9 protein-coding genes are annotated in these 13,904 nt (G+C 45.5%); 8 read left to right on the top strand and 1 reads right to left on the bottom strand.

The features are described 5' to 3' along the window. Positions 1–196: 196 nt before the first annotated feature. Complete coding sequence (locus ABEW34_RS00115; protein WP_430153732.1) at positions 197–1,216, top strand: glycoside hydrolase family 88/105 protein; 1,020 nt, start codon at positions 197–199, stop codon at positions 1,214–1,216. A gap of 12 nt (positions 1,217–1,228) precedes the next feature. Beyond that, positions 1,229–3,394 carry a 1,3-beta-galactosyl-N-acetylhexosamine phosphorylase gene (gnpA, locus tag ABEW34_RS00110; protein WP_430153730.1) on the top strand — a complete coding sequence of 722 codons (2,166 nt, stop codon included), beginning with the start codon at positions 1,229–1,231 and terminating at the stop codon, positions 3,392–3,394. A 137-nt stretch (positions 3,395–3,531) separates the two neighbouring features. Here the strand turns inward: gnpA and ABEW34_RS00105 are convergent, their stop codons facing one another. Beyond that, positions 3,532–4,272 carry a MerR family transcriptional regulator gene (locus ABEW34_RS00105; RefSeq protein ID WP_430153728.1) on the bottom strand — a complete coding sequence of 247 codons (741 nt, stop codon included), beginning with the start codon at positions 4,270–4,272 and terminating at the stop codon, positions 3,532–3,534. A 92-nt stretch (positions 4,273–4,364) separates the two neighbouring features. Here ABEW34_RS00105 and ABEW34_RS00100 point away from each other — a divergent pair, with 92 nt between their 5' ends. The 6 genes from ABEW34_RS00100 (at position 4,365) to ABEW34_RS00075 (ending at position 13,804) form a co-directional block, all read left to right on the top strand. Then, positions 4,365–5,534, top strand: coding sequence for an MFS transporter (locus ABEW34_RS00100; RefSeq protein WP_430153726.1), 1,170 nt, complete (start codon positions 4,365–4,367; stop codon positions 5,532–5,534). A gap of 168 nt (positions 5,535–5,702) precedes the next feature. Continuing rightward, the gene (locus ABEW34_RS00095; RefSeq protein ID WP_430153724.1) at positions 5,703–8,054 is read left to right on the top strand and encodes an AraC family transcriptional regulator; all 2,352 of its coding nucleotides are present in this window, start codon (positions 5,703–5,705) and stop codon (positions 8,052–8,054) included. Positions 8,055–8,095: 41 nt separating this feature from the next. Continuing rightward, a complete protein-coding gene (locus ABEW34_RS00090; RefSeq protein WP_430153721.1) occupies positions 8,096–9,706 on the top strand; it encodes an extracellular solute-binding protein in 1,611 nt (536 codons plus the stop codon). Between the two features lie 495 nt (positions 9,707–10,201). Further along, the gene (locus ABEW34_RS00085) at positions 10,202–11,173 is read left to right on the top strand and encodes an ABC transporter permease (protein WP_430153718.1); all 972 of its coding nucleotides are present in this window, start codon (positions 10,202–10,204) and stop codon (positions 11,171–11,173) included. A 29-nt stretch (positions 11,174–11,202) separates the two neighbouring features. After that, positions 11,203–12,084, top strand: a complete 882-nt coding sequence (locus ABEW34_RS00080; RefSeq protein WP_430153717.1) for a carbohydrate ABC transporter permease — start codon at positions 11,203–11,205, stop codon at positions 12,082–12,084. A 67-nt stretch (positions 12,085–12,151) separates the two neighbouring features. After that, the gene (locus tag ABEW34_RS00075; protein ID WP_430153714.1) at positions 12,152–13,804 is read left to right on the top strand and encodes an extracellular solute-binding protein; all 1,653 of its coding nucleotides are present in this window, start codon (positions 12,152–12,154) and stop codon (positions 13,802–13,804) included. Positions 13,805–13,904: the final 100 nt, after the last annotated feature.

The following is a 13,904-nucleotide window of genomic DNA, read 5'->3' as shown; positions in this document are numbered from 1 at the left end:
TTGATTATAGGTGAAAGTACTGCCGAATTCAATGAATAAACAAAAATAAATGATCGAAATTGCACATTTTTTCTGTGAATATGCTTAGATACAGACCATTTTACTGCTTACAATAGAGATTATAAAGCGTTTACAATCAGTCGGATGGCTCTCAAGCGACTTTGGGAGTCATGTGCGAAGAAGAGGGGGATTTATAATGCTTCAAATTACTTATGACAGGGAAGAGATCTTAAGCGTTATCGACAAAGTTACGAGAAAAACGCTAGCCATGGACTTAACATGGGACTGGCCTTGTGGAGTCGCTTATTACGGTGTATCCAGAGCTTACCAGGCAACAGGAAATAAAGAGTACCTGGATGCGCTTATCGGTTGGGCGGATGAATATATCGAGCTGGGCCTGCCGAGCTGGACGGTCAACACCTGTGCGATGGGTCATGTGCTCATTACGTTGTATGAAGAGACTGGCAATCAGAAGTATTGGGACATTGTGATGAGCAAGGTGGATTATCTTCAAAATAGTGCGCTGAGATTCGGAGACAATGTTTTGCAGCATACCGTATCTGTATCCAATGATTTTCCCGAGCAGGCTTGGGCGGATACGCTGTTTATGGCGGCCTTTTTCCTGCTGCGGGTAGGAAGCAAGCTGCAGGACCAGGCCATGATTCAGGATGCTCTGAATCAATATTACTGGCATATTAAATACCTGCAAAATCCTAGCACCGGGCTCTGGTACCATGGCTACAATAATGTAAAGCAGGATCACATGTCCGGGTTTTACTGGGCGAGAGCAAATGCCTGGGGCGCTTATACGATGTCGCAGGTTAAGCCGCTGCTTAAGGAATGGTATTTGTATCCGCAGTGCATGGACGTGGAGTGCTCGCTGCGAGATCAGTTGGCCGCACTGAAGCTTGTGCAGACAGAGAACGGCCTGTGGCGGACCTTGCTCGATGACGTAGAATCCTATGAGGAGGTATCTGCGTCCAGCGGAATTGCGGCGGCGATGATCAATAACGGCAATCCGCTGCACACCAAATATGTACAGAAAGCGCTCAAAGGCATTATGGAAAATATAAGCGAGGATGGGCGGGTACTGGCTGTATCTGGCGGAACGGCAGTCATGAAGGACCGGGAAGGGTACCGCAACATTCCAAAAGACTGGATTCAGGGCTGGGGACAAGGCTTAGCACTCGCTTTTCTATCCGATATGCTTAAATAGGAGGGAATCCATTTGTCGAAAAAAACGACAGGGGCCTTTACCCTGCCAGGTGAAGCTGGTTATGAGGCGCTGACGCTGGAATTAGCGGAGCGCTGGGGCGCTGATGTCATCCGTGACAGTGACGGTACGAAGCTGTCCGATGAGATTATTAACGCAGGCTACGGTATTTATTCTACAATCTGTATCGTTAGAGACCATAATGAGTGGGCATCGCAAAATCTGGATAAGCTGCAGCAATGTTTTTTAATTACGAATCCGAAGGTAGCGGTGCAGGATTATTTATCCGTTTATTTGATGGAGGACTTTTTCGCTGAGCAGTTCAGAGTCAATGACTCCAAAGAGGCGTTTAAATATTGGCAGATTGTTGACCGGACGACCGGCGAAGAGGTTCCGAGAGAACAGTGGAATTATGACCGTGAATCGGGGAATGTGGTGCTTACCGGCATTGTGCCTTGGCATAAATACACGGTCAGCTTCATGGCCTACCGGATCTGGGAAGAAATCTCCATGTACAATCACACCACGAATAACTGGAGCAAAGAGCATCTGATGCAGATTGATCCGATGTATTCGGAAACGCAGGCGTACATGCTCGATTGGATGGAAAACTGGTGTGCCGAGCATAAGGAAACGACGGTCGTCCGGTTCACCTCCTTATTTTATAATTTTGCCTGGATCTGGGGCAGCAGTGAGCGCAACCGCCATCTGTTCTCGGATTGGGGCTCCTATGATTTCACGGTGAGTGCCAAAGCGCTTGATCTGTTTGCCAAGAAGTACGGCTATTCGCTGACGGCCGAGGATTTTGTAAATGGCGGCAAATATCGCGTCAGTCATATTCCGGCGGAGCAGCGCAAGCTAGACTGGATGGCTTTTATTAATGATTTTGTCATCGGCTTTAGTAAACAGCTGATTGACATTGTGCATAAGCACGGCAAGCTGGCGTACGTCTTCTATGATGACAGCTGGGTAGGCATGGAGCCTTATAATGACCGCTTTCAGGAGTTTGGCTTCGACGGCATGATCAAATGCGTATTCTCGGGCTATGAAGCACGGATGTGTTCCGGGATAAAGGTGGACACGCATGAAATCCGGCTGCATCCTTATTTGTTCCCGGTCGGATTAGGCGGACTGCCAACCTTTATGGAGGGCGGCGACCCTACGCTGGATGCCAAAAAGTACTGGATCAACATCCGCCGGGCCCTGCTGAGAGAGCCGATTGATCGGATCGGTCTGGGCGGCTACCTGCATCTGGTTGAGCCGTACCCGGATTTCTGCGATTATATCGAGAAGATTGCCAATGAATTCAGGGAGATCAAGGAGCTGCATCAGCAAGGCAAGCCGCACCAGATCAAGACGAGGGTTGCTGTTTTGCACAGCTGGGGCAAGCTGAGATCGTGGACGCTGTCCGGCCATTTTCATGAGACCTATATGCATGATTTGATTCATATTAATGAGGCGCTATCTGGCTTGCCGGTTGAGGTAGGATTCATCGATTTTGAGGATATCCGTCAGGGACAGCTGCAAAATTATGATGTGGTGATCAATGCCGGTTCGGCTGGTTCAGCATGGAGCGGCGGAACGCACTGGAACGACAGCAAATGCGTGGACATGCTGACCAAATGGGTGTATGAGGGTGGTTCGTTTATCGGAGTTAACCAGCCTTCGGCGGTTGAAGGGTATGACAGCTTTTTTAGAATGGCCCATATTCTCGGTGTGGATGAGGATACCGGTGCCCGAGTCGTTCATGGCAAATGGACTTACGAGGCTCGTGACGAGCACGGACTGGTGCCTGTTGGGGCAAGCATTGCAGCTAAGAAGGGCATCTATCTTACCGACGGGTCAGCTGCGGTTGCGCATGAAACGGATGGACAAATCACGCTGTCTACGCATGCTTTTGGCAAAGGAAAGGGAATCTACCTTTCTTCGTTCGAATTCAGCTTGGAAAATACCCGATTGCTGCTGAACCTGATCCGCTATGCTGGCAATGAGCTGAATGAAACGAAATACATGACGGATAACTTATATACCGAGTGTGCTTATTATCCGGAAAGTAAAATACTCGTTGTCATTAACAACAGCGATCAGCTTCAAAGCACGACCATTGATACGGAATATGGACAACAAACGCTTGAATTAGCTCCATATGACACGACGATTATGACGATTGGCGGTTTATAAACATAGAATACGAATGAATCCGCAAGGTTGTCAAAGGTTATCAAATGCAGAAAGCCGCTCTCTAATGGAGCGGCTTTCTGCTTCCTATACACGTCTCATGAGTAGCACGACTGTAATGCGGGCAAGAGGGAAACTAATTAATCAATCTCTAGCCATGCTTCGAAAAAATTACGCAGTTCTTGTCCTTCTTCCTTGGTTGAAACAAGATATTTGCAAATAATCTGACCGGGCTTGTACCCCAAGCGTTGTGAAGTGCTCCAAAAATCCTCTGCATTCATTTGTTTGTCGCGGTTCATCCAGAGCAATCCATGCAAATAATTTCTTTCTTCACCGTCACCTTCGCGTATAATATTTTTTACCTCCGAATCTACAAACATGCCGCAGACCATCGAATCATTAAAAGGAGCAGCAAGTATATCTGCCGATAGACCAGGGTCATCCAAATACAACTGCACCATTTCTTTATCCTGAAAATTAAAAGAGCGGACTGGTGATAGCTTAGCTTTTATTACGCGTAGTGGTTGAGCTTGCATATGCTGATATTTTTCCAGCTTTGTCTCTCTTGCTTCGATTCGTTCGGTCACTTGCTGCAAATAGGCGATTTTCTGTTGCAATTCTGTTTTTGTTTCTCGCAATAATAAGTTTAAATCATCGGCGCTCTTGGTGTTGATGTTTTTAATTGTAGATAGGGGGAGCTCAAGACTTCTGAAAAAAATAATATCACATATATCGAGCATTGTTTGGTATGAAAAATTCCGGTAGTTGTTATCGTCGTTGCGTTCAAAGCGAATCAGGCCCTCTTTATCCCAAAACCTCAATGTGGATGTAGGCACACCGAGAGCTTCCGAAACATCGCTGATCTTTATAAATGGTTCCATAGCTTATTTCCTTTTCTTAAGTTATTGACTTTAAAGTTGCTTTAAAGTTTATAATTTTTGATTGTAGCATATTAGAAAGGGGGAGAGCAACGATGGTTACGTTACTGCTAATTATTATTTATCTCGCATTTATAGGGCTTGGATTGCCAGACGCCTTGCTAGGCAGTGCTTGGTCAGTTATGAAACTCGATATTGGTGCCAGAACAGAAATGGCAGGTTATATATCGTTAGTGATCTCATTTTGTACGGTTATATCCAGTTTATTTGCAAGCAGATTATTGCATAGATTTGGCACAGGTAAGGTAACTTTATTCAGCATCCTATCCACAACGATCGCCTTATTTGGATTTTCTTTATCAAACGAGTTTTTATTCTTTATCTTCCTTGCGATTCCTTTGGGATTAGGCGCCGGTTCTGTAGATGCAGCATTAAGTAACTATGTAGCGCTGCATTTCAAAGCCAAGCATATGAGCTGGCTGCATTGCTTCTGGGGAGTTGGAGCCATGTCGGGACCTATTGTTATGTCATTTTCGCTTGATAATGGAAGTGACTGGCGTGCAGGATACGTTACGATAGCGATATTACTTACTGTTATAGTGGTAATATTATTGGCATCACTGCCTTTGTGGAGAATATTGGATAATAAAAAGCCAGGAATTGACGCTGAGAAGAAAGCAGTCAGTAACAGAGAGGCTTTGCGAATCCGTGGTGTTAAAATGTCCATGGTTTCGATGCTTTGTTACAATGGATCGGAAACAGCCGCAGGTCTGTGGATGGCGTCCTTTTTTATAGCTAGTAAAGGGATTTCTCCTGGGAAAGCAGCGGCTCTGTCCTCCTTATTTTATATTGGCATCATAATAGGACGTATCTTTTCAGGATTTCTCTCGACTTATGTATCAAGTAAAAGCCTTATAAGATACGGTGGGTTAATTGGCTGTGCGGGACTGCTGGTTCTTATTTTACCGGTTCCATATGTGGTTGCTGCAGGAGCTTTGTTTGTAGTAGGGCTAGGTGGCGCACCCATCTATCCTAGTATTGTTCATGCAACACCGGAACGATTTGGGGAAAAAGCTTCTCCGAGTGTAATTGGACTTGAAATGGCAAGCGCTTATACGGGTTCAACTCTGATTCCATTATTAATGGGGATCATTGCAAGCCAATTCGGTATGTTCATGGTACCCATTATTTTGCTGATCCTGTTTAGCATTATGTTTGCATCTTCAGAAATGGTTAATAGAGTTCACAAGCATAAGCTTGTATAACGCAGTACTAATTCAGCCAATATCATCATCCTGCATAGTTTTCTTTAAAATTCATGGCTGATCTGGCCTCAAGATCATCCCTCTACTTGTTCCTTCTCTTATCTGTGCATGATATCATCATTATTATTCGTAGTTTTGGAATCGAGCAAGCAGGGGGGCAAGAAATCAATGTGGGGTATTAAGCAATTCGTGCAGCAGCGCAAGTTGTTGTTAAAAATGATCTTCTCTTATTTAATCGTCAGTTTTATATTAATCGGTATTTTTTCATTTCTTGTCGTCGATAAAGTGACCGGGAATTTGACCGATGATATTTTCGACTCGGTGGAGACGATGAACAATCAATCCTTTAATACGGCGAATGTGCTGCTTTCATCGACCTATAATTATTTTTCATCCGTCTATATTGGCAATGAGCATATCATTAATGGGTTGTACGGGGAACAGTTTTCCGTTTTGGACAGCTACCGAATTAATCAATATTTAATTGATTTAAAAGCGGCCAACCCCTTAATTGAATCGATATATATTTATAATTTTGAAAATGATGCCGTTTTCTCATCGGAGACGATGCTGCAAACCGTAGACGATTTTTATGATCAAGATATGACCCAAATCATTAAAAATACGAATACGTCCAAGCTGGGCATTTTTATACCGCGCCATTTGACCGCCTTAAAATCGGATCTGAAAATAGACAAAAACCTGATCTCGCTCGTTTATTCCAAATATGCGACCAAAGAAATCGTGGACAGTACGTTTGTTGTAAATCTGGACCAGCAGACGCTGCAAAATCTAGTCACCAAGGGCATCGGCAATGAATCCCTTCAATCGATGATCATTAATGAAGAAGGAACCGTTATCTCTCATTCTGATCCGAGTCTAATCAACCAAAATTGGGGGAGCGAGGCGCATATTAAGAAAGTGATTCAATCGAAGTTCGGCAAAGGCGAATTGCGGGAAGAGATTGATGGCAAAAGCTATCTGATTTCATATATGAAAGCGGATTCTTTGGGCTGGAGCTTCATTGGCATGGCAGAAATAAACAGCCTGCTCACGAAGGTAGATAAATTAAAGCAATTTATTGTGTGGCTGACCTTTATTTTTATCGCGATTGCGGCGCTGACGGTGCTGTTCTCCATTCGCTTAATCTACACCCCGATACATCGGCTGATTAAACGAATGGGCTCCTCTCTCGGAGAGCTGCGTGAGGGCGCACAGCTTAATGAATATGAGTTTTTAACAAAGTCCTTTCAACATTTGGAAAGCAAAGTGAGCGATTTACAGCATAATATTTCGGGTTATAAGCCTGCGAGAAGAAAGGAGCTGCTGACCTTCGTCGTGAAAGGCGGGTACGTTCCGCATGTACATGACAAGCAGCTGTCAGAGCTGGGCATTCGGTTTAAGGGCGACCAATTTCAAGTTTGCATGCTGCGCTTGGATAATTACGAGCAGCATTTTGGACGAATGGATTTAATGGATGTGTCCTTAATAAAATATGCTGCGGCGAATATTGCCGAGGAAATTATTGCAGGCCAGCTTCAAGCGGCCGTGTTTGACGATCAGGATGATGGCATCGTTATGCTGCTGCATTGGTCAGCCGAGAGCGAGATTACGCAGCAGGCTATTTTGAAAATGATTCAGGATGTTCAGGCTAGCATTTCCTCTTATTTGAAAATCAGTGTGACGGCTGCGGTTGGCAGCGTCGTTCATACGATAGAAGAAATTCCGCATTCCTGGAATTTGACCTACCATGCGTCTCGTTATCGTTTGATTTACGGTCATCATGCTTTCATCACATCAGAGGATATTCGCGCTAATGAGCAGCAGGAGCATGAATACCCAATCGCTTTCGAGAAAGCGATAACGGATAGCCTGAAGATGGGAGAGCGGGAGAAGCTCGAGCAGGCGATTGGCGATTTTTTTCAAGAATTAAAAGGTTATCCGTATGATGAAATTATGTTTTTCCTGTCCCAGCTTTGCGGAAGCATGATCCGAATTTTCAAAGGCATGCTGAATGAAGAGGATTTAATGTACAATGGCATCTCTGCCCTGCCTGAGAAAATAAGAAAGCAAGAAACGATTGAACAAATGGAAGTGGAGTTTCAGGCGGTATGCGAGCAAATCATGGAGCGGAGAGATCAAAATTCATCGCAAAAAAACGTGAAGGTCGTTTTGATCATAACGGATCTCATTCAACAGGAATACACGAATCCGAATTTGTCGGTGGAGGGATTGGCGGAGCAAGTAGGCTTATCTACCAATTATGCCCGCAAAATATTTAAAGATCACACAGGCAAATCCATTACCCAATATGTGACCGATTATCGTTTTGAGAAGGCGAAGCAGCTGTTACTGGAAACGGATCATTTGGCAGGAACGATATGTGAAATGATCGGTTTGACTAGTAAAAATCATTTTTATGCGGCGTTTAAAAAGTATACCGGAAAGTCGCCGATTCATTTTCGCAAGGAATACCAATTAATCGATAAATTGAAGGATATCCAAACGCAAGAGGGCTGATGCAGCTATTTATTTCGCATGGAATGGGGGGATTAGTCGTGATGGCAAGTCACTTATCCAATTATAGATCAGGTCTTATACTCGTGTTGGCCTGTCTTCTTCTTGCAGCGGGCTGCCAAGGAAGCTCTGCCAAAAGCTTAAAGAGTGCGGCGACAAAGCAAGGAGAGGAAGCGAGTGATCCTGTCACCTTAAAGGTGATGTTCTTTGGAAGCGAGCCAGCCGATATGGACAAAATTTTGGCGGAATTCGAGCGTTTAACGAAAGATACCCTTCACATCAAGCTGGACATTTCATGGGACATGGCCGATACCTACAATCAGAAAATGAAATTGAAAATGGCTGCAGGCGAGCAGATAGATATGCTGTTCGATGCGTCGTGGATGAATTTGGAGCAAAACATTGGACAAGGCTACTACCAGCCCTTGGATGATTATTTTCAGAATGAGAAGTACCCGGGCTTGAAGCAGGCGTTCCCGCAAGCGGTTTTGGATGCTAATCGGATCAATGGCCGTCTGTATACGATACCTTTGACGAGCAATTATGCGGATTTTGGCACGATTTTCATTCGGAAGGATTTACGCGAGAAATATGGGCTGCCTCCTATTCAAAATATGGAACAGTTCCAAGTCTTTTTGGAAAAGGTTGAGCAAAACAATCCGGAAATCATTCCGTTCGGAATTGGCAATCGCGGCTTTTTTGATATGTTTTATAATTTTAACGATAAGCAAACCCGATTTCGAGCGGTGCCTTATGTTATTTATGGGACGGGCGTCGAATTTAATTTAGTTTTGTCTGACGACGGCAAGCAGGTTCTAGGCGCAACAACAATAGGGGATCCAGAAACGGACTACGCCAAGCTGCCTGCGCCGTTTAATCAATCCGATTATTTCTACAGCCACAATGATAAGAGGGTGGAATTCAGCCGTTTCATTCCGAGGGATGTGCTGAGCAATGTAGAGGATCTGGTCGTTACGGGGAAAGCGGCTGCGGGAGAAGGGGCCATAAGCGGCATTTCAAAAATCAAGCAGCGGCTGAAAGCAGCCGTGCCGGGAGCGGATCTAGAGGTTTTTGTTTATAATGATGCGGCCCGCACGATGCAGCCGAAGGCGATAGGAACCTCCTATAAAGCGTGGAATAATATCGTCATCCCGATCTTTTCCAGGCATAAGGAGGAGTCGATGGAATTTATAAATTGGCTGTACGAGAGTGAGGCCAATCATGATCTATTCGAGCTAGGTATTGAAGGGCTGCACTGGAACCAGAAGGGCGACCATATGTATGAGATGACGCCTTATGCGAAGGATTATTTGTTTCCCGCCTACGAATTGACGCTTAATCCGTTATTGTCCCGGCTGAATGCTGATCATGACGAGCAGACGCTGCAATATTTGCAATATCAGGCGAGCGAGGATTCTTATTATCGGGTAGCCTTAAGCGGCTTTACCTTTAATCCCGAGCCGGTGAAAATTGAAATCGCAAAAGTGCAGCCGCGCTTTGATGCTTTTAATCTCATTACGCAGGCCGGACTTGAGCCGAACTGGCGAGCAGAGGCAAGCAAGCTGAATGCCGAGCTTCGCAGGCTGGGACTGGAGAAGATCCGGGCAGAGTTTATAAAACAGGTACAGGCTTATATCGATAGCGGAGGCCACTAGATAAGGGCTAGCCCACAAAGTCATTTCATGACGGCGGGGGCGGCCCTTTTTTGTGCGTTTTAGATAGAAAAAGTGAGATTAGATAGTCCAAAAATGGTAATAAACATGGTTTTCCCTAGATTGAATTCTAGCCTCAAACAGCCCGAAACGAAATAATAAAGGAGCCAGTTGGAGCTTATATAAGTTGAACGAAATCAAGCGATGGGGCAAGGGAGAATCGGAGAGAAAGGTTGGAACTGGAGAGAGCCACAGCTTTCCGTAGGAAAGCCACTTCGCAAGCATCAGCTTAGCGTCCGCCTAAAGCGTTCTGTAAGAACGCAGCTTCGTAAGCATCATCCTTTGTTTTCTTATTTCAACCTAAACAAGGAATAAAATCAAGAAATCAGAAAACAACAGCGGCCGGAAGTCCAACCTTTCTCGCAGTGACGACCAGCGTCCTCATGCTAATTAATCGTTCAACTTCTATAGTCAATAATCAGATAAAGGAGGTTCAGCATGGAAAATTCCATAGCGCGTCAAGACCAAGCAATAAAGCAAATCACACTGAACAAGAAGCCCTCTTTTTTTAAGGAGATTCGCAAAAATCACTTGCTGTATTTGTTAACACTGCCCGGCATTCTGCTGCTGTTTGTCTTTTCCTATTTGCCGATGTTCGGGATAGTCATTGCCTTTCAAAATTACAATCCGGTAAAGGGCATTTTGAAAAGCGAATTCGTTGGCTTTAAAAACTTTCAGTTTTTTCTGGAATCCAGCGACGTATATCGTGTTGTCTTTAATACGCTGTTTCTAAATTTCCTATTTATCGGCTTCGGCACGCTTGCTTCATTAATCATCGCCATCATCTTCTCGGAGCTGAAGGGGAAATATTTTAAACGGATCGCCCAAACGATTGTGACCCTGCCGAACTTTTTGTCCTGGACGGTGGTCGCGACCTTTGCTACCTCGTTCCTTTTGTACAAAGAGGGGCTGATTAATCAAATTCTGAGGGATTTTGGCTTAGAAGGCTTTGCCTTCTATAACACGGCTGCGTATTGGCCGCTTATTCTCGTCATCATCAAGCTGTGGCATGCCGCAGGCTTTGGCTCCATCGTGTATCTGGCGACGATATCGGGCATTAATCCGGAAATTTATGAAGCGGCTTCCATGGACGGCGCCACGCGCTGGGGAAAGATCCGCCATATTACGCTGCCGATGGTGAAGCCAACGGTTATGCTGCTGCTGCTGCTTGCCATGGGGAACATTTTCTACGGGGATTTCGGCATGATTTATGCGATTGTAGGAAAAAATGCGCTGCTCTATCCGACAACCGACGTCATCGACACCTATGTGTATCGGGCGCTGGTGGATTTGGGCAATGTGAGCATGGCTGCCTCCGTCGGCCTCATTCAATCCATCGTTGGCTTCGTGCTGGTCGTAACGGTAAACCAATTGGCACGGAAATTTTCGCCTGATTCGGCGCTCTTCTAATAAAACTATCAGTAAAGGTGTGGCGTAGCATGATAAAAGAAAGCGCTGGAGACCGGCTGCTCCTATCGCTCATGTATGTCGGAATTACGGTGTTTGCTCTCGTATGCCTGATTCCGTTTATGACCGTCATTAGCGGTTCATTATCCACGGAGGGCTCCATCATTAGAAACGGATTTACGCTGCTTCCTAAGGAATTTTCCCTGGAAGCTTATAAGCTCCTGCTTAAGGACAGCACCATTTATAAATCCTATGGCGTTACGATTTTTGTGACGGTCGTCGGAACGGTATTAGCGATGATTGTGACCTGTGCGCTAGCTTATCCGCTGTCTGTTAAATCGCTCAGATATCGGAATTCGATTAACTTTTATGTCTTTTTTACGATGCTTTTTCATGGCGGTCTGGTAGCTACATACCTGCTGATTTCCAAATATTTAGGGCTTAAGGATACGATCTGGGTGCTGATTATTCCCGCCCTTATTAACCCATGGAATATGTTCCTCATGCGTAATTTCTTCAATTCCATTGATGAATCGATTGGCGAATCGGCCAAAATTGACGGGGCCAATGATGTTTATATTATGTTCCGCATTATGATTCCGATCTCCTTGCCGGCTATTGCGACGATCAGCCTTTTCTATGCACTTGCCTTTTGGAACAAATGGTTTGAGGCGATGCTTTACATCTCAAATGAAGATTTGTTTCCGCTGCAATATTTGATCAAACGGATTTTGGATAATGCGGCATTTGCCAACAATCTTGCTTCAGGCGTAACGGCTCCGGGCTATATTGTCCCGACCTTGACCTCAAGGCTCGCAACGACAGTCGTGACCATCGGTCCGATCATATTCCTCTATCCGTTTTTGCAAAAATATTTTGTAAAAGGGCTGCTCGTTGGCTCAGTTAAAGGCTAATCTCATCGCAGGATGATTTTAGATAGATGCAGATAGATTCAGCAGCACAAAAAAGGGAGGAAGAACAATGAAAGCAAAAATGTTTATCGCGGCAACGCTGGTTATGGTGCTATTTTTAATGGCGGCATGCAGTGGAAACACCGGCAATAATGGTAATAACGGCAATACGGGTGGGCAGTCTTCTCCAAGCAGCAGTGAGGCGGCAGGGACGAGCAGCCCAGATGCGGCAGCACTTGATCCGGTGACCTTGAAGTTTATGCTATTTGGCGATAAGCCTGCGGATTTAGACAAGGTTCTCGCAAGGTTCGAGGAAGTGAGCAAGGATTCAATCAACACGAAGCTTGAATTCGAATACAATACGCCTCAGGATCATCGGCAAAAAATGCAATTGAAGATGTCGACAGGCGAAGCCGTTGACGTCATGTTCGATGCGGGGTGGATGAATTTGTACAATCATGTCAGCCTGGGCTATTATGCAGAGCTTGATCAATATTTTAACAATGATGAATATCCTGGACTGAAAGCGGCATTCCCTGCGGAGTTTGTTGAAGCCAACAAAATTAATGGCCATCTTTATACGATTCCGCTTACGTACTACTATACCGATCTTAACGTCATCAGTATCCGCAAAGATATTCGCGAGGAATTGGGTCTCGGCAAGGTCACGACGTTGGAGGAATTAGAAGTTTATCTTCAGCAGGTTCAAGAAAAGAAGCCGGACTATACGCCACTCGCCTTGGGAGGCCGAGGCTTTCATAAGCTGTTCACGCCATCCGAGAATGGGCGGACCGATATTCGCCTAGCTGCGATTGGAAGTGATTCCTTTACCGGAGGCATCCCTTTCAGCGTCGCTTTGTCGGAGGATGGCAAGAAGGTAATCGGCGCCGCAACATTGGGTGATCCGGATTCGGAATTTGCGAGCTTCCCTGCGCCGTTCAATACGCATGCTTCGATTTACGGCCACTTCCAGAAGCGAGTGGACTGGAGCAAGTACATTAACAAGGATGCTCTAGCTCCAGCAACGGGTGTCGTCTCAGATAAGGGCGGCGCTGGAGAAGGCACGATTGGCGGCATTTCAAGAGATCGGCAAAAGCTGCAAGAGGCATACGGCACAGGGCTGGATATCGAGCCGTTCGTGTATGAGAGCGACGATGTTCGCAATATGAAGCCAGGTGCGATTCGTACGGATTTCCGCGCGAACAACAGCGTCGTTATTCCGGCAAGCTCGAAAAATATTGATCGCACGATGAAGTTTTTTGATTGGCTGTTCAGCAGCAAGGCCAACCATGATTTATTCGAGCTTGGCATTGAGGGCGAGCACTGGGTAGCCGATGGCGACAATGGCTACAAAACAACGGCAAATACGACGAAATACCAGTTCCAGCCGTATGAGCTTACCTGGAATCCGAGCTTGTCGAGGCTGAACTCGGATCAGGACCCGGCTACGATGAACTATTTGCAGTATGCGCTGGATAACAAAAACTACTTCCAAATTGCGCTTTCGGGCTTTATCTTCGATTCCAAGCCGGTGGCGACAGAGCTTGCCAAAATCAAGCCTAAATTTGATGAGGTCGAGCAAATTCTCAAGGTAGGATACGAGAAAAACTGGCTGGAAATGGCCCAAAGCTTAAACAAACAAATGCGCGATTCCGGACTAGAGACGGTACGTGCGGAAGTGCTCAAGCAAGTGCAGGCTTATTTGGATGCAGGCGGTAAATAAGTAAGGGAAAGCTGGGACATTAACTTAGGTTGATGTCCCAGCTTCCAACTATCACTTCTCCATTACATCTCATAACAGGCCCGTAACTGATTCATATCTA

Origin of the sequence: Paenibacillus algorifonticola, from assembly GCF_050481745.1 — a bacterium.
GTDB lineage: Bacteria > Bacillota > Bacilli > Paenibacillales > Paenibacillaceae > Pristimantibacillus > Pristimantibacillus algorifonticola_A.
Note: the sequence above shows the minus strand (reverse complement) of the source record. Positions and strands in the feature narration are given on the sequence as shown.